At 61.4% G+C, this 20,967-nt stretch carries 18 protein-coding genes; 12 read left to right on the plus strand and 6 right to left on the minus strand.

What is annotated here, in order from left to right:
• Positions 1-30: 30 nt before the first annotated feature.
• Both ACIOTN_RS04405 and ACIOTN_RS04410 read right to left on the minus strand, forming a co-directional pair.
• Positions 31-798, minus strand: a complete 768-nt coding sequence (locus ACIOTN_RS04405) for a GNAT family N-acetyltransferase (RefSeq protein WP_105661377.1) — start codon at positions 796-798, stop codon at positions 31-33.
• Entirely contained in the window at positions 798-2,810 is a 2,013-nt protein-coding gene (locus tag ACIOTN_RS04410) for a M3 family metallopeptidase (protein ID WP_402734810.1), read from the minus strand. The genes ACIOTN_RS04405 and ACIOTN_RS04410 overlap by 1 nt, the downstream gene beginning before the upstream one ends.
• Before the next feature lie 76 nt (positions 2,811-2,886).
• Here ACIOTN_RS04410 and ACIOTN_RS04415 point away from each other — a divergent pair, with 76 nt between their 5' ends.
• Positions 2,887-4,104: a CapA family protein gene (locus ACIOTN_RS04415; RefSeq protein ID WP_402734811.1), complete on the plus strand. Its 1,218-nt coding sequence runs from the start codon at positions 2,887-2,889 to the stop codon at positions 4,102-4,104.
• Between the two features lies 1 nt (position 4,105).
• Here the strand turns inward: ACIOTN_RS04415 and ACIOTN_RS04420 are convergent, their stop codons facing one another.
• The gene (locus tag ACIOTN_RS04420; protein ID WP_402734812.1) at positions 4,106-4,708 is read right to left on the minus strand and encodes a DUF6226 family protein; all 603 of its coding nucleotides are present in this window, start codon (positions 4,706-4,708) and stop codon (positions 4,106-4,108) included.
• A 76-nt stretch (positions 4,709-4,784) separates the two neighbouring features.
• Positions 4,785-5,618, minus strand: a complete 834-nt coding sequence (locus tag ACIOTN_RS04425; RefSeq protein WP_332730706.1) for an aldo/keto reductase — start codon at positions 5,616-5,618, stop codon at positions 4,785-4,787.
• Between the two features lie 159 nt (positions 5,619-5,777).
• Here ACIOTN_RS04425 and pdxT point away from each other — a divergent pair, with 159 nt between their 5' ends.
• The 9 genes from pdxT to ACIOTN_RS04470 all read left to right on the plus strand — a co-directional run bounded on the left by pdxT (position 5,778) and on the right by ACIOTN_RS04470 (position 15,406).
• On the plus strand, positions 5,778-6,389 hold the full coding sequence (pdxT, locus tag ACIOTN_RS04430; protein ID WP_105661372.1) for a pyridoxal 5'-phosphate synthase glutaminase subunit PdxT: 612 nt from the start codon (positions 5,778-5,780) through the stop codon (positions 6,387-6,389).
• A 3-nt stretch (positions 6,390-6,392) separates the two neighbouring features.
• Positions 6,393-7,151 carry a YebC/PmpR family DNA-binding transcriptional regulator gene (locus ACIOTN_RS04435; RefSeq protein WP_105658275.1) on the plus strand — a complete coding sequence of 253 codons (759 nt, stop codon included), beginning with the start codon at positions 6,393-6,395 and terminating at the stop codon, positions 7,149-7,151.
• Positions 7,152-7,154: 3 nt separating this feature from the next.
• Positions 7,155-7,754, plus strand: coding sequence for a crossover junction endodeoxyribonuclease RuvC (ruvC, locus tag ACIOTN_RS04440; protein ID WP_402734813.1), 600 nt, complete (start codon positions 7,155-7,157; stop codon positions 7,752-7,754).
• Between the two features lie 108 nt (positions 7,755-7,862).
• Positions 7,863-8,480 carry a Holliday junction branch migration protein RuvA gene (ruvA, locus tag ACIOTN_RS04445; protein WP_105661371.1) on the plus strand — a complete coding sequence of 206 codons (618 nt, stop codon included), beginning with the start codon at positions 7,863-7,865 and terminating at the stop codon, positions 8,478-8,480.
• Positions 8,481-8,506: 26 nt separating this feature from the next.
• Positions 8,507-9,556, plus strand: a complete 1,050-nt coding sequence (gene ruvB, locus ACIOTN_RS04450; RefSeq protein WP_402473234.1) for a Holliday junction branch migration DNA helicase RuvB — start codon at positions 8,507-8,509, stop codon at positions 9,554-9,556.
• A 187-nt stretch (positions 9,557-9,743) separates the two neighbouring features.
• On the plus strand, positions 9,744-10,154 hold the full coding sequence (gene yajC / locus ACIOTN_RS04455; protein ID WP_105658279.1) for a preprotein translocase subunit YajC: 411 nt from the start codon (positions 9,744-9,746) through the stop codon (positions 10,152-10,154).
• 60 nt (positions 10,155-10,214) lie between these two features.
• Positions 10,215-11,939: a protein translocase subunit SecD gene (gene secD / locus ACIOTN_RS04460; RefSeq protein ID WP_402734814.1), complete on the plus strand. Its 1,725-nt coding sequence runs from the start codon at positions 10,215-10,217 to the stop codon at positions 11,937-11,939.
• Positions 11,932-12,900 carry a protein translocase subunit SecF gene (gene secF, locus ACIOTN_RS04465; protein WP_105658281.1) on the plus strand — a complete coding sequence of 323 codons (969 nt, stop codon included), beginning with the start codon at positions 11,932-11,934 and terminating at the stop codon, positions 12,898-12,900. Before secD ends, secF begins: the two co-directional genes overlap by 8 nt.
• A gap of 238 nt (positions 12,901-13,138) precedes the next feature.
• Positions 13,139-15,406 (plus strand): bifunctional (p)ppGpp synthetase/guanosine-3',5'-bis(diphosphate) 3'-pyrophosphohydrolase, encoded by a 2,268-nt coding sequence (locus ACIOTN_RS04470; protein ID WP_105658282.1) that lies wholly within the window; start codon positions 13,139-13,141, stop codon positions 15,404-15,406.
• Between the two features lie 27 nt (positions 15,407-15,433).
• Here ACIOTN_RS04470 and ACIOTN_RS04475 read toward each other — a convergent pair whose 3' ends face one another.
• Together ACIOTN_RS04475 and ACIOTN_RS04480 are read right to left on the minus strand one after the other, a co-directional pair.
• Positions 15,434-16,057 carry a hypothetical protein gene (locus ACIOTN_RS04475; RefSeq protein WP_133833326.1) on the minus strand — a complete coding sequence of 208 codons (624 nt, stop codon included), beginning with the start codon at positions 16,055-16,057 and terminating at the stop codon, positions 15,434-15,436.
• Between the two features lie 60 nt (positions 16,058-16,117).
• Positions 16,118-17,476 (minus strand): DUF349 domain-containing protein, encoded by a 1,359-nt coding sequence (locus ACIOTN_RS04480; RefSeq protein WP_105658284.1) that lies wholly within the window; start codon positions 17,474-17,476, stop codon positions 16,118-16,120.
• Positions 17,477-17,619: 143 nt separating this feature from the next.
• On the opposite strand from ACIOTN_RS04480, the gene hisS reads away from it, so the two are divergent.
• Positions 17,620-18,942 carry a histidine--tRNA ligase gene (gene hisS / locus ACIOTN_RS04485; RefSeq protein ID WP_133833328.1) on the plus strand — a complete coding sequence of 441 codons (1,323 nt, stop codon included), beginning with the start codon at positions 17,620-17,622 and terminating at the stop codon, positions 18,940-18,942.
• A gap of 89 nt (positions 18,943-19,031) precedes the next feature.
• Positions 19,032-20,819, plus strand: a complete 1,788-nt coding sequence (aspS, locus tag ACIOTN_RS04490; RefSeq protein WP_105658286.1) for an aspartate--tRNA ligase — start codon at positions 19,032-19,034, stop codon at positions 20,817-20,819.
• The last annotated feature ends 148 nt before the right edge of the window (positions 20,820-20,967 follow it).

Raw genomic sequence — 20,967 nt, forward strand, 5'->3', positions numbered from 1 at the left:
CGGCTGAGCTTTCTCGTTATCAGTGGCTGGCTACTGGTTCCAGGAGCGCAGAACCATATGGCGTCCTCGTCCCAGCAGCTTCAGGCCGTTCGCACTGAAGAAATCGGCACTAGACGGAGTCGCCGCTGCCAATAGCTCCTGAGGTACCTCATCGTCTGGCGGCGACAGCGGATTGATCATTGATCGCGACAGGCCATGAAGCAAGGCAGTGCCAACGCCATGGCGGCGATGTTCCTTGCCTACGGCCAAGGAATGCACCATGAGCTGGCCGTTCAGGCCCTGCTGGGCAAAGCCCCGGCCCACGATCTCTCCCTCGTCGGTACGAGCCAAGGCATGCTCGACGCGGCGCAATGCCGGATGCCCGCTGGAGAGCTGGGTGCTGGTCTCGCGCCAAAGGTTCGTCACGTTCAGCTCGGCCGCATCAGCTCCCGTGGCCTCAGGCACGTTATTGCCCAAACGGATCTTGCCGGTCCAACGATCCATTGGAATGGCCAATGGGCCAGCATGCCAGGAAACCTGGGCATTATCGGAGAAACCGGTCGCCCTCAGCTCATCTGCGTGGGCGCCTGAGTTAACCCAAGCTTCCACGCGCCGGGCGCCGAGCCGATGGCCTTCGGCTAGCGCCGGACGCAGGCCCGCCTGTTCTGGCTGTTCGGGGAACAGCAGGATCAGCCGCTTGCGTACTGGCTGCCATGCCCATGAGCATCCGTGGGTGGTAAAGATCTTGCCGCCGGTGGCGACTGCAAGTGCCTGATGCCAGTGGCTTAGTGCTTCCTGTGCGGAGGCAATAGTGGTCATTATTCTGCGTTCACCAATCCTCGACGGCGCAACAACGGTTCAACCAATGCGGTGCGGCCGCGGAATAATTCGTAGGACTCAAGGGGATCGCGCGTATTTCCGCGCGAAAGCAGTTCCTCACGGAACCGATTACCATTTTCGCGCATTAAGCCCCCATTTTCCTCGAACCACTGCACAGTGTCGGCATCGAGCACCTCACTCCAGATGTAGGAGTAGTAGCCAGCGGAGTATCCATTGGCGAAAATGTGCTGGAAATAACCGGTGCGGTAGCGAGGCGGAATCATTGCGGAGTCGAAGCCGGCGCCCTGAAGCACGTCCTGTTCGAACTGCAGCGGATCCTCGATAACAGTCCCGGCGCTGATGGTGTGCCAGGCCCAATCAAGGACACTGGCGGCAAGGTACTCAGTGGTTGCAAAACCCTGGCCCCATAGCGAAGCCGCGCGGATCTTCTCGATCAGCGCATCGTCCAATACTTCGCCGCTCTGGTGGTGGATAGCATAACCGGATACGACATCCTCGTGGAGCATCCACATCTCGTTGACCTGCGATGGGAACTCCACGAAATCGCGGGGGACCGAGGTGCCAGAAAGCGAAGCGTACTTTCCGCTGGAGAACATCCCGTGCAGCGCATGGCCGAACTCGTGAAACAGCGTATTTGCCTCATCCATGGACAGCAGAACCGGATCACCCGGCGCAGGCGGGGTGATGTTCAAGGTGTTGGTGACGATTGGCCGCTCGTCCAGGAACGAAGCGGCATCGCGCAGGCTGGTCATCCATGCACCGCCCTTCTTGGTATTCCTGGTCAGGTAGTCGCCGGTGTAGAGCGCCAGCGGCTTGCCATCGGCGTCGAAAACTTCGAAGACGCGAACATCCTGGTGGTAGGTGGGAAGGTCGAACCGCTCGCTGAAGGTAATGCCAAACAGCTTGGTAGCGGTCGCGAAGACCCCATCGACCAGGACCCGGTCTAATTCGAAGTAGTTGCGCAGTGCCTCGGAATCCACCGAGTACTCCTCACGCAAGACCTGGTTGGAGAAGTATTTCCAATCCCACGCGTTGATTTCGGCACCGGCGATCTTGCCCAGCACCTGGGCTTCCTGGCGGGCATTTGCGGTGGCGGCCTTGGTTAGCTCGGCCAGCCGTTCTTCCACCGCAGCGGTGGAAGGTGCAGTGGCCTGGTCGAGCACGGTTTCTGCATGGTTGGCGAATCCGAGCAGAGCGGCGCGTTCAGCGCGAAGCTGTGCCATTTCGGCGGCCACATGGATGGTCGCGTTTTCCTCGGTGCCACGGCTGATCGAGGCATTGAACACCTTGCGGCGGGACTGGCTTGACGCGAGCGACTCCAGGACCGGTTGCTGGGTAGGCGAAACCAGCGTCAGCAAGTATCCCGATGCGTGGCCTGCTTGCTTGGCGGCTTGCGCAGCGGACTCGATCGCTTGGCTGGAAAGACCTGCGAGTTCCTCAGCATCGTCGAAGTGCACAGCGTGGGCATTCTGATTTTCCAGGACGAGGTCAGCGAACTGCGTGGAAAGCTCAGCGAGTTTGGCGTTCAGTGCCTTCAACTGGTCCTTTTCGGCGTCGCCCAAGCCTGCGCCGGCCAACTGGAAATTCTTCAGCGTTTGCTCGGCTAGACGGGCATCTTCACCCTGGAGACCCTCATAATTCAAAGCTTGTAGACGCAAGTACAAGGTTTGGTTTAGGTAAATCTCATCTTCTTGCCTAGTCCAGATCGAAGAAATCTCCGACTGAATCGCCCGCAGATCTTCGGTGCCGTGGGCGGAAATCACCGAGAAATACGTCATGAGCGCACGGCGCAGGGTCTGCCCGCTGGCTTCCAGCGCCAAGAAAGTGTTCTCAAAAGTGGGAGCCTGGGCATCGTCGATGATGCGCTGCAGCTCCTCACGCTGTTCGGCTGCGCCGAGCCGGACTGCCTCCAGGTAATGCTCAGCGGTGAGCTGGTCGAAGGCTGGCCATTGGTAGGGCCTGGTACTGGGAGTCAGAAGCGGGTTTTGCATAGGCCTAGGTTTTCATGGAAAACGTGATTTAGCTTGCATTTACACCCCAGATGCCCAGCTGAGCTAGGCTCGATGCATGCCCCAACGTGCACTGCCTGCATTTCTTCCGCTGAGCTCAACGCTGCTGGCCGCATTGCTGATTGGCGGTTGCTCTGCAGTCCCAAGCGATCACGCAGAACCAGCAACCCCGCAGCCTTCCGTCCAGGCCAGCGTTCCTGCCTCGCCGGAACCGGCTCCGAGTTCAGCCATAGCGGATGCCTCGGCCGCACCTTCGGCACCCGAAGAGCTATCGCTGATGGTTACCGGCGATGTACTGCTGCATCCGCAGCTATTGGATGAAGCGAAGCAAGCGGCTGGAGCGGAAACGGGCAACGGCGGCGACTACGATTTCAGCCCCTTGCTTGCGGGCCTGGCACCCTATGTCCAGGACGCAGATGTGGCGCTATGCAATCTGGAAACACCGATTGGTGTCCCTCCGTATTCGGGGTATCCGCGGTTCACGGTCCCAGATCGAATCCTGGCCGACCTCGGCGCTATTGGCTACGACGGATGCACCACTGCCACCAATCACACGGTAGATGCCGGGACGGCCGGAGTAGAGCGAACGCTGGACGCTCTGGAAGCGAATGGGCTTTTCGCGACCGGCTCCTACCGCAGTGAAAAAGAATCCGAGAAGCCATCGATCCTGGACATGGAAGGCGTGAAGCTCGGTGTAGTAACCAGCACCTATTCGCTCAATGGCTTGCCGGAAGAAGCTGACTGGCAAGTCGATACCGGGGTGGATGCGCAGCAACTGATCGCCAGGGGCAAGGCAACGCGCAAGGCGGGAGCGGACATCGTCGTGGCTGCCGTGCACGATGGGGCTGAATACAGCACCGAACCGACAGCGTCCCAGAAAAGGCTCGGTCGAGCCTTGGCAGAGTCCGGTGTCTTCGATTTCATCTACATGCACCACACCCACTCGGTATTGCCCATTGAGAAGCACGACGGAACCTGGATCGTCTACGGTTTGGGCAATTCCGTGGCAAAACACGCCACACCAACCATTCTCAACCGCGAAGGCATCAGCGTAAAGGCAACGTTTACCCAGGGAGCGCCCGGCGAATGGGGTGTCAGCGAATTGCGGTGGGTACCGCACCAGCTCTCAAATGAACCTGTGGCCTGGTGCCAAGTCTTCGATGCTGCTGGATGCATACGGGAAGATGAAGCAAAAGCCTCCTTGAAGCGCAGCGAGGCCACAGTGAATGCCTACGGCGCATTCGACGACGGACTTCGAGAGTGGACGCTGGACTGACCTAGCGCAATGGCCAAGGTGCCCACACGCGGCTTGAGGGAAGAATTGCGCGTGCTCTGGCTAGCCGTGCCGGCGATATGTCTTCAAGGCCGCGGGACTGCTCGCCGAATCCTGTCCGGTCAACGTCGAAACAGTGCACGAGGCGGTCCATGCCTCGATCCAGGAACTCGCCGAATCCTCCGGACGCGGCGGCACTCACCTGGATCTCGAGTTCCTCAAGGATTTCTGGGACAACTTCGTCGCATCCATCGCAGCCGCACGGCGGAAATGTCGCGCGGTACAACGCGCCGAGCTCCAGGTGCACCGCGGGAAACGTGGTGAAGACCATGCCCAGTGGCGCGCAGCGCGAATCCATCGGAAATACGCGAACAGAGCGCACCACATGGCCCGGTTGAATCCGCATTTGCCTGGCCAGCCCGGGATCTTCGAAGCAACGCACCTCGAACTGCTCGCGCAGGCAATCCAGCAACGCCTGGGCTACCTGCGGCACCGGGGCAAAGCGTTGCACATGGGAGGTCAGCGAATAGCTCTCCGCTGGAGGCTGCTCATCCCAGCGCTGGCCATAGGGGATCAGCGCACCGTGCTCGTCGAAGTAATCCGCCACTTAGATATCTGGGCGCTGGTAGCCGTGAAGCATGTTCGGGTTCTCCGTTTCTGCCGCATGCAGGTATTGCGGGAATTCAGTGCCCGAACTCATCCGAATCGGTGAAGGGGCCAGCACCAGTATCCATGGCATTGATGGCGGCCATTTCCGCCTGGGTGAGCTGGAAGTCGAAAATGTCCAGGTTCTCGCTCTGCCGCCGCTGGTCTGCCGATTTCGGTGCCGCTGCCCGCCCGGACTGGACATGCCAGCGCAAGGTCACCTGCGCGCTGCTCTTCCCATGCGCTTGGGCGATCCGGACCAGGGCAGGATGTGAAAGGAGTCCAGATTTCTTGCGTCCGAGCGGGGAATAGGCTTCGGTCCGAACGCCATGCTCGGTGTTGAAACCTTGCCAATCGACGCTTTGCCGTTCAGGATCAACCTGGATCTGGTTCAGCGCCGGCACGAGCCCCGAATCCAGGACGTTCTGCAGCTGGTAGGGCTTGAAGTTCGAGACTCCCGCAGCCCGGATCTTGCCCTCGTCTACTAGTTTGCCCAGCTCAGTGAAGGCTTCGACATAGGTGTTCTGCTGGGGGTTGGGCCAGTGGATCAAGAACAGATCCACATACTCAAGACCCAAGCGGTCCAGGGAGTTCTCCAACGCCTGGCGCACGCCTTGGGTCGAATGCCATTGCTTGTTGAATTTGGTGGTTACGAAAATTTCATCGCGATGAAGCCGGCTCTGTGCCAGGGCCTTGCCCACGGCGTCCTCATTCTCGTAGTTCTCCGCTGTATCAATGCGGCGGTAGCCCACGTCGAGGGCGGACAGCACCGCTGCGGCCGCCTCTTGTCCACGCATGGGCCACGTGCCCAAACCGATCGAGGGCATGCTCACGCCACCGGCAAGTTCGAGGGAAGAAATATCAGCAATCATGTCCTTGAACCTACCAAGTTCCACCACTTGCCGGGAGGCGGCGTCGAAGAATCCGCGACACACCGGGAAACAAAACAGGACCACGGCGTCTCTGGGTTTAACGTTATTTCGGCGCATTTTTCGTGCTGCCAACCAATGAACACCATGAAGGTTAGAACCATGCCGAAAATAGGCGTCCTCGCTCTGCAAGGGGATTTCCGCGAACATCTGGCCTCTTTGGAACGGCTCGGGCAGCGCACGCACATGGTGCGCACCGTCGTCGATTTGGAGCAGGTTGACGCGCTGGTGATTCCCGGCGGCGAGTCCTCGGTGATTGACCGGCTGTCCCGCAACTACGGGCTAGCTGGTCCCATCAAGGAGCGCATCGCAGCAGGCATGCCAGCCTACGGCTCCTGCGCCGGAATGATCATGCTGGCCGATCGCATCGAGAACCCTGCAATCTCGCGAGATGGCGCGGTACAGCAAAGCTTCGGCGGCATCGACATGACGGTCAAGCGCAACGCGTTCGGGCGCCAGATCGACTCATTCGAGCACCAGCTGGACTTCAACGGGCAAAATCTCGAAGCGGTGTTCATCCGCGCACCGGAAGCCGTGCAAATTGGCCCGGACGTGCAAGTGATCAGCACCGTTCAAGCGGGGACGGATCACGAACAGGGTAGAATTGTTGCAGTACGCCAGGGAAAATTGTTGGCAACCAGCTTTCACCCGGAAGTCACCGGCAGCACCGCTATCCACCAATTTTTCATCAATCTCACGCGAGGAGACGCTTAAAGCATGTCAGGCCACTCCAAATGGGCAACTACCAAGCACAAGAAGGCCGCGATCGACGCCAAGCGCGCCAAGGCCTTCGCAAAATTCATCAAGGGCATTGAAGTTGCCGCCCGTGCCGGCGGCGCCGACATGGCCGGCAACCCGGCGCTGGAACTTGCTGTCAGCAAGGCCAAGAAGAACTCCGTGCCGATCAACAACATCGACCGCGCCGTCAAGCGCGGCGCTGGCCTGACCGGCGAGGTCGTCGACTACACCGAGATCATCTATGAAGCACGCGGCCCGCAGGGCTCGGCCCTGCTGATCGAGTGCCTGACCGACAACAAGAACCGTGCAGCCTCCGAGGTGCGCGTGGGCATCACCCGCAACGGCGGCACCATCGCCGACCCGGGTTCGGTCGCCTACCTGTTCAACCGCCAGGGCGTTGTCCGCCTGCCCAAGGGCGAGCTGACCGAAGACGACCTGCTGATGGTCGTGCTGGACGCCGGTGCCGACGAGATCATGGACGAGGACGAGAACTTCGCCATCGTCTGCGACCCTTCGGACCTGCGCGCTGTGGCCGCTGCGCTGGATGAAGCGGACATCGCCTACGAGTCCGACGAAATGGAATTCATTCCATCGATGAAGGTCGACCTGGACGTTGAAGGAGCTCGCAAGTTCCTCAAGCTCTACGACGCGCTGGAAGAACTGGATGATGTCCAGGGCATCTACACCAACGCTGATCTGTCCGACGAGGTTCGCGCCGCGCTGGACGAAGAGCAGTAAGGCTTGGCCTTACGTGTTGTTGGCGTCGATCCCGGCCTGACCCGTTGCGGTCTTGCCGTGGTCGACGTCGCTGCAAACAGGCAAGTTTCGCTGGTGGACGTCACCGTCGCCGGCACCCCTCCGGGCACTCCGCTCGATGCCCGGCTCTTGAAGATCGCCAACGCCATCGACGAATGGCTGGATCTGCATCAGCCCGATGTGCTCGCCTTGGAACGCGTGTTCGCTTCGGCGAACGTCTCCACGGTCATCGGCACCGCGCAGGTCACCGGTGTTGTCATCACCGCGGCAGCGCGACGCGGAATACCCGTGGCCCTGCACACGCCGACCGAGGTCAAGGCGGCGGTTACCGGTTCGGGACAGGCCACCAAGGCGGCGATCGGCAATATGGTTGCCAAGATCTGCCGGCTCGATGAACCGCCTAAGCCTGCCGACGCCGCTGATGCGGTGGCCTTGGCGATTACCCACGGTTGGCGCGGTGCGGCCACCGGCTCGAATGCCTCGGCCTCCGCGGCTAATGCCAGTGGTTCGTCGCAGCTGACCGGTGCGCAGCAGGCGTGGATTGCCGCTGAGGCGTCGGCCAAGCGCCGCGCAGTGCGCCGCTAGCCGGTCAGCACGGCAGCGGCCTCGACCCACCGGGGAACGCGGCGGATCGATATTCGTAGGTATCTTCGATAAACTGGGTTCGATCGAACATATATCCCAAGGAGTGGCATGATCAGCTCATTGACCGGCACCGTGCAGGCGGTAGCCCTGAACACCGCGGTAATTGACGTTAACGGCTTCGGGATGCTGGTCAATGCCACCCCCGGGACGCTGTCCACCCTGCAGGCAGGACGCGAGGCTACGGTATTCACCTCCATGGTGGTCCGCGAGGATTCGATGACCCTCTTCGGCTTCGCCACCGCTGAGGAACGCGATGTCTTCGAGGTCCTGGTTTCCGTATCGGGCATCGGGCCGCGCACAGGCTTGGCCATCTTGGCGGTGCACTCTCCGGAGGAAGTCCGCATCGCGGCGAACACCAAGGACACCGCCGCTTTCACCAAGGTATCGGGCATTGGCCCCAAGGGCGCGAGCCGCATCGTGCTGGAACTGAACGGCAAGCTGATCCCGACTGGCGCGCCAGTGGCCCCGGTTTCCGGCGGCGGCAACGCGAGCGTCTGGGAACCGCAGGTGATCGAGGCGCTGACCGGCCTGGGCTGGAGCGAAAAGGATGCAACCAGCACCCTGAAATCGCTGTCCAAGGCTGATCCAGATGTCGTTGCCACCGGCAACGTCGCAGAAATCTTGCGTGCTGCACTGCGCAGCATGTCCAGCGGAACCCGCGCCTAAGCGGTCTGCGAGAGGATCAACTGATCATGAATGACTCCACCGGGCTCACGAATGCCGGCAGCGAACCCGAGGAACGGGTAATCGAAGCGGCCCTGCGCCCGCGGAACCTCGACGACTTCGTGGGCCAGTCCCGAGTGCGCCAGCAGCTCTCGCTGGTGCTTGAAGCAGCGAAAATCCGCGAACGCACCGCGGACCACGTTCTGCTCTCTGGCCCGCCGGGCCTGGGCAAGACCACCTTGTCGATGATTATCGCCGCCGAGATGAACGCGCCATTGCGCATTTCCTCCGGCCCAGCGATCCAGCATGCCGGTGACTTGGCCGCGATCCTCTCGTCGTTGACCGAAGGCGAGGTGCTGTTCCTCGATGAAATCCACCGCATGTCCCGGCCGGCCGAGGAAATGCTCTACATGGCCATGGAAGACTTCCGCGTAGATATCATCGTCGGAAAGGGCGCCGGCGCCACGGCCATTCCGCTGGAGCTTCCGCCCTTCACCCTCGTTGGCGCAACCACGCGCGCCGGACTATTGCCCGGCCCGTTGCGTGACCGCTTCGGCTTCACTGGCCATCTGGAGTTCTACGCGGTCAAGGAGCTTGAACTGGTTTTGCGCCGTTCGGCCATGATGCTTGATCTGAGCGTCACTTCGGCCGCGTTCACCGAGATCGCCGGACGCTCCCGCGGTACGCCCCGTATCGCCAACCGCCTGCTGCGCCGCGTGCGTGACTGGGCGCTGGTGCATAAGCTCGAAGAGATCGATGCCAAGGCGGCCGAGGCCGCCTTGGACATGTACGAGGTCGATGCACGTGGCCTTGATCGCCTGGACCGGGGTGTGCTCGAAGCCTTGTGCACCAAATTCGGCGGGGGACCGGTGGGGCTATCGACCCTGGCCATCGCCGTGGGTGAAGAAACCGAAACCGTCGAGACCGTCGCAGAGCCATACCTGGTGCGTGAAGGGCTGATGGGCCGGACCCCGCGCGGTCGTATTGCCATGCCCGGGGCCTGGGCGCATCTGGGCTTGGCGATGCCAAAGGATGCGATCTTCGCCAGTGCGCAAAGCTATGAAAACGATGAGGATTAGGCAAGCATTACTTCACTGCCCGCGTAAATGGTCTGCCGGTTCACCGTGACGCATTAGACTAAAGACGCCCGACCTATGCCCGTTTCGGGGCGAGGTAGGGCGTCTTTGCTGTATTACGCCAGAAATAGCCGCAACAGCATCCCAGAACTTCAGATCAAATCGCAACAATTCGTTAGCAGGTAAATACGTGAATCCCCTCGTAATCGCTCAGGCCGCTGGTGGCGGCTTCAACCCTTCGCTGATCCTGATGGTCGCGCTGTTCGCAGTGCTGATCTTCATGATGTTCCGTGGCCGCAAGAAGCAGTCCGCCCAGCAGGAGAAGCTGAAGAACAACACCGTGCCAGGCGCCAAGGTGATGACCAACTCGGGTATCTTCGGCACCGTCGTCGGCGTTGACGCAGAGGATCGCGTCCAGGTCGAGGTCGCACCGGGCGTAGTGCTGAACCTGCACCGCCAGGCCATTGCCACCTTCCTGGACAAGGATGCAGCAACCCCGGCCGTGGCCGACGGCGCTGCAGAATCCGCCAGCACCACCGAAACCCCGGAAGAGTCCCTGCGTCGCCTGAACGATGAGGGCAAGGACGAGCGCAACGCCTAAGTCCCGGGCAGCATAGCGGTGGCCTGAAGGCTAAGCCACCCAAACCAGAAAGCACAATAGATGTCATCAATCAGACCTGTTAAGCAGGCGCGCAAGGCGTTGCTATGGTTGCTGATCGTCTTCATCATCGCAACCGGCGTGTTGGTAGCCGGTGCAGCGAACGGTAAAACCGGATGGGGACCGAAGCTCGCCCTCGACCTCGAAGGCGGTACCGAGATGATCCTGGCCCCTCGGGTCCAGGGCGACGAAGCAATCAACCAAGAACAACTGGACCAAGCGGTTGAGATCATCCGCCAGCGTGTGGACGGTTCCGGTGTTACCGAATCGGAAATCACCACCCAGTCCGGTCGCAACGTTGTGGTCTCGATGCCCGGCACCCCGGACCAGACCACTCGCGATTTGATCCAGGCCTCGGCCAACATGGAGTTCCGCCCGGTGCTGATCACCGGCAGCTACGCAGCCACCCCTGAGGAAGATCGCACTCCCAAGGAAGACCTGCCAAAGCCTGAGGGCAAGCCAGAGAACCCATCGGACACCAACTGGATCACCGCAGAGCTCTTCCAGGAGTTTGAAAGCTACGACTGCGAAACCGAGCTCAAGGACCGCGGAGGCGACGCTGCGGACCCGGCCAAGCCAATGATCTCCTGCGATACGGACATGGGCGTCAAGTACATCCTTGGCCCACAGGAAATCTCCGGCGACAAGATCAAGGACGCATACGCGCAGCTCGCTCGCGGCGTCAACGGTTCGGTCACCGGCGAATGGGTTGTCGTGATCGAGTTCAATGCCGAAGGCACCAAGATCTTCGCCGACACCACGCAGCGTCTGATTGCCCTGCAGGGTTCGCAGAACCAGTTCGCGATCGTGCTTGATGGCGAAACCATCTCGGCGCCAACCACCAATGCGGTGATCTCCGATGGCCGTCCGCAGATTTCCGGTGGCTTCACCCAGGACACCTCGCAGGCGCTGGCCGAGCAGCTGAAGTACGGCGCACTGCCAATCAGCTTCGACATCCAGTCAGAGCGCCAGGTTTCTGCAACGCTGGGTGCTGACCAGCTGACCGCGGGCCTCATTGCCGGTGTTATCGGCCTGGTCCTGGTATTCATCTACTCGCTGTTCCAGTACCGCGCCCTGGGCTTGGTGACCATCGCTTCGCTGCTCGTCGCCGGTGTGCTGACCTACCTCTGCCTGGTCCTGCTTGGCTGGGGCATGAACTACCGCCTGTCGCTGGCGGGCGTGGCTGGCTTGATCGTAGCGATCGGCCTGATCGCGGACTCGTTCATCGTGTACTTCGAGCGTGTTCGAGATGAGCTGCGCGAAGGCCGGCCATTGGCAAGCGCCGTGGACATCGGCTGGAAGCGTGCCAAGCGCACCATTCTGGCCTCCAAGGCCGTGAACGTGTTGGCTGCAGTAGTGCTCTACATCGTTGCCGTGGGCAACGTGCGAGGCTTTGCCTTCACCTTGGGCCTGACCGCAATCGTTGACCTCGTGGTCGTGTACGGACTGACCCATCCAACCTTGGTCCTGCTGGCACGCACCAAGTTCTTCGCCAACGGCCACCCGCTCTCGGGCATGGATCCATCGTTGCTTGGCGTCAAGCCGCTGTACCAAGGTGCAGGCAAGGTTCGCCGCTTCGATGAAAACGTTGTGGCAAACCGCGGCAAGAAGAATGCGAAGGCCTCGGCTGAGGCCGCCAAGCGCATGACGATTGCCGAGCGTCGCCGTGCACAGGCCGAACAGCCAGCCAGCACGCAGGCCAAGGCCCAGGAGGAGAACAATGAATAAGCTAGTCACTTGGGGCAACGAGCTCTACACCGGCAAGCGTTCCTACCCGTTCACCTCCAAGTACCGGTTGTGGTTCCTGATCGCCGGTATTCTGGTGATGCTGTCGATCCTGCTTCCAGTGGTCAAGGGCGGCTTCAACCTGGGCATCGACTTCCGCGGTGGTTCTGAATTCACCGTTTCGGATGTGCAGAACACTGATATCTCGATTGGTGAAAAAACTGTTAGCTCGGTGGCTTCGGGTTCCGAGGCAACGGTCACCAACATTGCTCCGGGCACCATGCGCGTGCAGACTGAGCGTTTGAGCGATGACCAGACCTTGGCCATCGCCGGCCAGCTCGCGGAGAACTACGGCGTCTCCAGCGATGAAGTTACCAGTAACTTCATCGGCCCAACCTGGGGTGAAGACGTTTCGCGCCAGGCACTGGTTGGCTTGGTAGTCTTCGTGGTCCTGGTGGGCTTGCTGATGGCTGCCTACTTCCGAACCTGGAAGATGTCGCTGGCAGCGATCGTCGGACTGATTACCGTGGTGATCGTGACTGCGGGCATCTACTCGCTGTCCGGTTTCGAAATCACGCCCAGCGCGATCATCGGCTTCCTGACCATTCTGAGCTACTCGCTGTATGACACCGTGGTGGTTTTCGACAAGGTCCGCGAAAACACCAAGGACTACACCCAGCAGTCCAAGCGCACCTTCGAGCAGCTGGTGAACCTCGCTGTGAACCAGACCCTGGTTCGCTCGATCAACACCTCGGTCGTTGCCGTGCTTCCAGTGGCCGCGATCCTATTCATCGGTTCCTACCTGCTGGGTGCCGGTACGCTCAAGGACCTGTCCTTGGCGCTGTTCGTCGGTATCATCGTCTCGGCCCTGTCGACCTTGTTCGTGCAGGCGCCAATGTTCCATTGGCTCCGCCACAAGGACGACGACGTGGTAGCGCACGATAAGAAGATGGCTGCTGCCTAAACCGATCCGAAGATCTGAATTTGGTGCTCCCAGCATTTGCTGGGGGCACCAATTCGCTTAAGCGGGAAGATGCGTAATTAGTTGTCACCGCCCGAACGTGCTATAACGTTTGAACTAAAGAAGGTGTTTTTTCAGTGCACGGCTACCAGTGATCTGGTGGCCCGGAACTACCGTTGGATTCCGTCGGGCTTCACGCAGGCTCGGGAAAGAATCCAACGGCAACGGGAAGGAGCGGGGCATGGCGAATACGCCTAACCTGAACAATTCGAAACGACGCTCTATCTCTCGTTTGGTGCGCTTTGCTGGCCGGGGGAGCACCCCGAGCACATCGCCGACCCTTGAACCGCTATTGCGCACGGTCAAGTCCAAGCATCCGAAGGCGGATCTGGACCTGCTGGTCCACGCCTACGAGGTCGCCGAAAAGTACCATGAAGGCCAGAAGCGCAAGAGCGGCGACCCGTACATAACGCACCCGGTCGCCGTCGCCACGATCCTGGCGGAGATGGGGATGACCGGCTCGATTCTTGCCGCCGCCTTGCTGCACGACACCGTTGAAGACACCGATTACTCCCTGGAGTCGGTTAAGAAGGAATTCTCCGAGGAAATCGCCATGCTGGTCGATGGCGTGACCAAGCTGGACAAGGTCACCTATGGCGATGCGGCCCCGGCAGAGACCGTGCGCAAAATGGTCGTGGCCATGTCCCGCGACATCCGCGTGCTGCTGATCAAGCTGGCCGACCGCCTGCACAATGCCCGTACCTGGCGCTACGTATCCCCGGAATCTTCCTCGCGCAAGGCGAAGGAAACCCTGGAGATCTTCGCACCGCTGGCACACCGTCTGGGCATGAACACCGTCAAGTGGGAGCTGGAGGACCTGTCCTTCGCTGCCTTGCACCCGAAGGTCTACCAGGAGATCGTCCGCATGGTGGGCGATCGCACTCCGGAACGTGAAAAGTACCTCTCCTCGATCCGCCAGACCCTTTCGGGCGATCTCGGCGATGTCGCCATCCATGCCTCGGTGTCCGGCCGGCCCAAGCACTACTACTCGATCTACCAGAAGATGATCGTGCGCGGCAAGGACTTCGACGATATCCATGACCTCATGGGCGTGCGCATCCTGGTGGATACCGTCAAGGACTGCTACGGCGCCCTGGGCGTCGTGCATGCGGAGTGGAATCCACTGCCTAACCGCTTCAAGGACTATATTGCGATCCCGAAGCTGAACCTCTACCAGTCGCTGCACACCACGGTGATGGGTCCTGAAGGCAAGCCGGTAGAGATCCAGATCCGCACCCACGATATGCACGTACGCGCCGAATACGGTGTAGCAGCGCACTTCCAGTACAAGCATGGGCAGACCGATAACTCCATGCTTTCGCCGGAACAGAATATGGATTGGCTGCGTTCCTTGATGGAGTGGCAGGCGGATACCGCCGACTCCGAGGAGTTCCTGGACGGCCTTCGCTACACGATCAGCTCCGCTGAAGTCTATGTGTTCACCCCCAAGGGCGACATCATGTCCTTGCCGGTTGGTGCCACACCGGTGGATTTCGCCTACTCGATCCACACCGACGTCGGCCACCGCACCATCGGCTCCCGCGTCAATGGCAAGCTCGTCCCACTGCATACCGAGCTCAAGCAGGGCGATGTGGTGGAGGTCTTCACCTCGAAGGCCGAAGGCGCTGGCCCATCCCAGGATTGGCAGAACTTTGTCCGCTCGCCTCGTGCCAAGGCAAAGATCCGCGGTTACTTCTCCAAGGAACGCCGCGAGGAGGCCATCGAAAAGGGCAAGGAGCTGCTGACCAAGGAACTGCGTCGCAACCAGCTGCCATTGCAGAAATTGATGACTCACGACCTGCTCACGGCGGTAGCCAACGAACTGCACCACACGGACATTTCGGCCCTGTACCAGTCCGTGGGCGACGGCCATACCAGTGCACAGAACGTCATTGAGCATTTAACGGCCCTGATTGGCCCTCCAGAAGCCGAACAGGTCGATGAGGAAGCGGTAGTCCGCCCAATGGCTCCCAGCCCGGCTACGGGCAACGACGCCGGCGTGATCGTCGAGGGCCTGGGGGATGTGCTGGTGAAGCTGGCGCGTTGCTGCACCCCGGTGCCGCCAGATGAAATCCAGGGTTTCGTAACCCGTGGCGCCGGAGTCTCGGTGCACCGCACCGACTGCCTGAATCTGACGCAGCTCGCCGAGCAGCCGGATCGACTGGTCAATGTCACGTGGGCCACCAAGCACCATGGCGTGTTCCTGGTGGAGATCCAGGTCGAAGCATTGGACCGCAAGTCGCTGCTCTCCGACGTCACCCGGATACTCTCCGAAAGCCACTTGAACATCCTTTCGGCCAGTGTGCAGACAAGCAAGGACCGTGTGGCAATCTCCCGTTTCTCCTTCGAAATGGGCGATCCCAAGTTCCTGAGCCACGTGCTGAACCAAGTACGCCGCATCGATGGCGTCTACGATGTCTACCGCACCACCGCAGGGTCCCGCCGCTAATAGCGCGGTGCACCCCGCGGCGGCAACCTAGGCCGCTTGCGCCGTATCGGAGAAGGACTGGACCAGGCGCAGGGCTCGGGAGCGCTCGGGTGAGGGAACCTCAGATGCCAGGGCTTGTTTGATGGCGTCCAAAGTCAGGTAGGGATCTGCCAGCGCCGCGACTGTGCCCAGAACGCGGCTGGCAATGGGCAATGGATCGTATTTCGCGCAGTCGCAGGCGCTGCGCAATGCGGTGGCCACCCTGATGCGGCTGCGGAACACCATGTCCGTATCCGGCACCTGCATTTGGGCGAATTCCGCCCTCAGCCCGTGCCCGGGGTAGAACGGCCGATGGTAGCTCTTGGTGTAGATGCACAATGTGGACACTGACGGCAAGAGCCCATGGATCCAGGCTGCAGTTTGGCGAGCTAGCACCGCATCGCGGGCCAGCTCGCGGCCACAGGCGAAACCTGCAATCCGTGCCCGCACCGACGCGTTGACTCGGATGCTGCTGGGCAAAAAATAATCACCGAGGACCTCGATCAGCAGGCCGTTGTGGGCCATGGCGTGCAGCTCGTTGCGGGTGAACATCTCACCAGCGATCCACAGGTCCCCGGGAATGCGCAACGCGGCGGCGCGAGGTCCGGTAGCTGGGGAATTTCTCGTTTCCATAGAGCTACTGAACCAGTTCGCGCCGCCGCGTTGGCGGTGTGCAAGCGATCTGTGGATTACTTACTGGAAGTCGGCAGCCGACTTCTCCAAGGTGCTCAGCCACATGCGGCGTGCATCCAGGGCTTCCTGGGCTGTCGCGATCTGCTTGGCGTTGCCCTTGGCCTGTGCTGCTGCCAGATCATCTTCCAAGGCGGAGATGGTGTCCTGCAGCTGCGAGAGCATCGAGTTGGAGCGGGCCTTGGTCTCCGGGTTGGAACGGCGCCACTGCTCGTCCTCGGCACCCTTGACCGCGTCCTCGACCTGGCGCAGGGCCGATTCAATGCGCTGCAGGTCGTTGCGCGGCACCTTGCCGGCAGCTTCCCAACGGGTGCGGATCGAATCCAGCTTGTTCTTGGCAACAGCCAGATCCTTGATGGGAAGCAGCGCGCGCGCTTCTTCCAGCAGGGCTTCCTTCACCACGAGGTTCTGGGAGTACTCTTCATCGATCTTGGCGTTGGCCGCGGCGCGGGCCTGGAAGAAGACATCCTGGGCGGCGCGGAAGCGGCTCCAGAGCTGGTCGTCGTCCTTGCGCGAGGCACGGCGCGACTTCTTCCACTCGTCCATGAGCTTGCGGTACTCGGCGGCGGTAGCGGTCCAGTCGGTGGACCCCTGCAGCACCTCGGCGCGAGCGATCAGCTCTTCCTTCACTTCCTTGGCGGCCGCGTTGGTCGAATCCAGCTGCGAGAAGTAGGCCCGGCGATGGCGGTCGAAGGTGGTGCGGGCGGAGCGGAATCGCTTCCACAGCGCATCTTCGGTGGACCGTGGCAGGCGCACCGAGGAACGCTGCGAACCCTTCCAGGCGTCGAACAGCTCGTTCATCGCCGCCGAAGCGGTCTTCCACTGGATCTGCTCCGGGCGCTTGCCGGCCAGCTCTTCAGCCTGTTCGACGATGGCTTCGCGGGCAGCGAGCTGTTCCGCGCGAGCTTCGTCGTTGGCCTTGCGCTGTTCGCTGGTCAATGCCTCGACGGCTACGCGGGCATTCTCGAGGCGCGTTTCCAGCGCCGGGATGTCGCCGACCATATGGCGTTCGGCAACGGTGTCCGAGAGCGCCTGCACAGCCTTGCTGAGCTCGCCGGCCGGGGCCTTGGCAACGACGCGCTGCTCCAGGAGCATCAGCTGCGAGAGCGCGTCGTCGTATTTGCGCACGAAGTAGCCCAGGGCTTCGTCCTGGGTTGCGTCGGGGTATTGGCCCACTGGGAATTCGGCGCCGTCAATGATCACGAAGACGTGGCCGTCCTCGGTCACACGGGCGAACTTTGCCGCTTCGTCGAGGGGAGTGGTATGTGCGACGCTTGGCGCTACAACCGGCTTTGCGGCAGGCTTCTGGGCCTGTGGCAATGGGGTCTTCTGGCTGTCGTCGGATTGCTGACTGGTGGTCACCGCTGAAACTCTTTCACTTTACGAGCACTTGCTTTAGCCAACTCTACCTGTGACCTCCGCTTCTTAGTAAGCCGACGTGCACAGGTTTCTCGGGTTTCGGGCTATAAGATGGGTAGGTAGCCCAATTTGCACTAAGGAGTTTCATGGCACGCAAGGCCTCACTATCAGGTTTCCCGGAATGGCTTCCCGCCGAACGGGCAGTTGAACAGCATGTGCTCGATACCTTGCGCCACGTCTTCGAACTGCATGGATTCGCCAACATCGAGACCCGTGCGGTGGAAACCCGAGCGCAACTTCTGCGCAAGGGCGAAATCGACAAGGAAGTCTACGGACTGTCACGGCTGGCCGCGGAGGATGAGAAGAACGATCCCAACGCGTTGGCCCTGCACTTCGACCTCACCGTGCCTTTCGCACGCTACGTGGTGGAGAATGCAGGCCACCTGGCCTTCCCCTTCCGCCGCTACCAGATGCAGAAGGTCTGGCGTGGCGAACGCCCGCAGGATGGCCGCTTCCGCGAATTCACCCAGGCCGACATCGATGTCGTGGGCGATGGCACCTTGCCCTTCAGCTACGACGTGGAGCTGGCGCTGACCATTGCCGACGCGCTCTCCGCCCTGCCGATCGGTGATTTCCGCCTGCGGGTGAATAACCGCAAGCTGGCCGAGGGCTTCTACCGCGGCCTGGGCCTGGAAGATCCGGATGCAGTCCTGCGCGCCATCGACAAGCTGGAAAAGATCGGCGATGATGCCGTCGCCAAGATCCTGGTCGAAGAAGTCGGCGCCACCGCGCAGCAGGCCGCCGCCGCCCTGGCCCTGGCCAAGATCCGCACCATGGACACGTCCTTCGTGGAGCAGGTCCGCGCACTGGGCGTCAGCCACGAACTGCTGGATACCGGCTTGGATGAGCTCTCGCAGGTCATCGATGCCGCATCCAAGCGCGCACCGGGCAAGGTCATGGCCGATTTGTCCATCGCCCGCGGGCTGGACTACTACACCGGCACCGTGTACGAAACCGTGCTGGTGGGCCACGAATCCCTGGGTTCGATCTGCTCGGGCGGGCGCTACGAATCGCTGGCTTCCAAGGGCAAGAAGAACTACCCGGGTGTGGGCTTGTCCATCGGCGTCACCCGCCTGGTCTCGCGCATCCTTGCAGAAGAGTCCGTGACCGCAAGCCGTTCGGTGCCTTCGGTGGTATATGTCACCTTGGCCAACGACGAGTCCTGGCACGAAGCGCAGGATGTAGCCTCGCAGCTGCGCGAGCGCGGCATCGCCTGCGAGGTAGCAGCCAGCGCGGAGAAGTTCGGCAAGCAGATCAAATTCGCTGATCGACGCGGGATTCCGTTCGTCTGGTTCACCCATGCCGATGGCGCCCACGAGGTCAAGGACATCCGTTCCGGCGAGCAGGTCGCCGCGGATCCGTCCACCTGGATGCCGGCCGAAGCGGACCTGAAGATCGCCATCAGCTAGTTCTCGGGCTCCATCGCCCGCCCGCGCACCAATCACGGTGCACTAAACTTCATGGGAAGAAACTTTCCCAACCGACCGAAAGGATCGTAGTGCTACGCACTCATCAGCTGGGCGTCTTGAACGCCGAGCACATTGGACAGCAGGTCACACTCACCGGTTGGGTCGCGCGTCGCCGCGACCACGGTGGTGTCGCCTTCCTGGATTTGCGTGATGCTTCGGGCGTGGCCCAGGTCGTCGTGCGCGATGAAGAGGACTTCCATCCGCTGCGCAATGAGTTCGTGCTGCAGATTCTCGGCACCGTCGAGCGCCGCCCGGAGGGCAACGAGAACCCGAATCTGCCTACCGGGCAGATCGAGGTCATCGCTGAGACCGTGACCGTGCTGAACACCGCGGCCCCGCTGCCATTCCAGGTCGACGAGCACGTCGAGGTCGGCGAGGAAGCGCGCCTGCGCCACCGCTACCTGGACCTGCGCCGCCCGACCCCGGCCCGCAACATCCGCCTGCGCTCCGAGGCCAACCGCGTGGCACGCAACCTGCTGCACGACCAGGGCTACATCGAGATCGAAACCCCGACGCTGACCCGCTCCACCCCGGAAGGCGCCCGCGACTTCGTCGTGCCGGCCCGACTGACCCCGGGCAGCTGGTACGCCTTGCCCCAGTCCCCGCAGCTGTTCAAGCAGCTGCTGCAGGTCGGCGGCTTCGAGAAGTACTACCAGATCGCCCGCTGCTACCGCGATGAGGACTTCCGCGCGGACCGCCAGCCGGAGTTCACCCAGCTGGACATCGAAGCATCGTTCGTCGAGGAAGATGACATCATCGAGCTCGGCGAAAAGCTGGTCACCGAACTGTGGAACCTGATCGACGTGCAGGTCCCGACCCCGATCCGCCGCATGGCGTACTCGGAGGCCATGGCCAAGTACGGTTCGGACAAGCCGGACCTGCGCTTCGGCCTGGAACTGACCGAAATGACCGAGTACTTCGCGAACACCTCCTTCAAGGTCTTCCAGTCCGAGTACGTCGGCGCCGTGGTCATGCCTGGCGGCGCATCGCAGCCGCGCCGCACCCTGGATGCCTGGCAGGAATTCGCCAAGCAGCGCGGTGCCAAGGGCCTTGCCTACGTGCTGATCAAGGAAGATGGCGAGCTGGCTGGCCCAGTGGCCAAGAACCTGTCCGACGAAGAGAAGGCCGGACTGGCCGCAGCTACCGGCGCAGCCGCCGGAGACTGCATCTTCTTCTCCGCCGGCAAGAAGAACGAATCCCGCGCACTGCTCGGTTCGGTCCGTGTCGAGATCGGCCACCGCACCGGACTGATCAAGGAAGGCGACTGGGCCTTCGTCTGGATCGTCGACGCACCGATGTTCGAAGCTGCCTCCGACGCTGTCGCCTCGGGCGACGTAGCCGTGGGCGCTGGCGCTTGGACTGCTGTGCACCACGCGTTCACCAGCCCCAAGCCGGAGTTCATGGACACCTTCGACACCGATCCTGCATCGGCCCTGTCCTACGCCTACGACATTGTCTGCAACGGCAACGAAATCGGAGGCGGTTCGATCCGTATCCACCAGCGCGACGTCCAGGAACGCGTCTTCAAGCTCATGGGCGTAACCCAGGAGCAGGCTGACACCCAGTTCGGCTTCCTGCTCGAGGGCTTCAAGTACGGCGCGCCACCGCATGGCGGCATCGCCCTGGGTTGGGACCGCGTGCTGCAGCTGCTGACCAACTCGGAGTCCATCCGCGACGTCATCGCCTTCCCGAAGACCGGTGGCGGTTTCGATCCGCTGACCGCGGCTCCTGCGCCAATCACCCCGCAGCAGCGCAAGGAAGCCGGCATCGACTTCAAGCCTGAGAAGAAGAAGGCCGAAGAGACCGAAGCCAAGTAGGTTCACGCAGCTTCGTAACGCCGGATGGAACGCTTGAATGCGTTCCATCCGGCTTCTTTTTAACCTGGAATTAGCTCTTTTGGTGGACTATGAGTATTTTTAATACTAGGTTTGTTTTTGACTTAGTTTGCAGAACCAGTTCTCACGA

Origin of the sequence: Glutamicibacter sp. NPDC087661, from assembly GCF_044743275.1 — a bacterium.
Lineage (GTDB): Bacteria > Actinomycetota > Actinomycetes > Actinomycetales > Micrococcaceae > Glutamicibacter.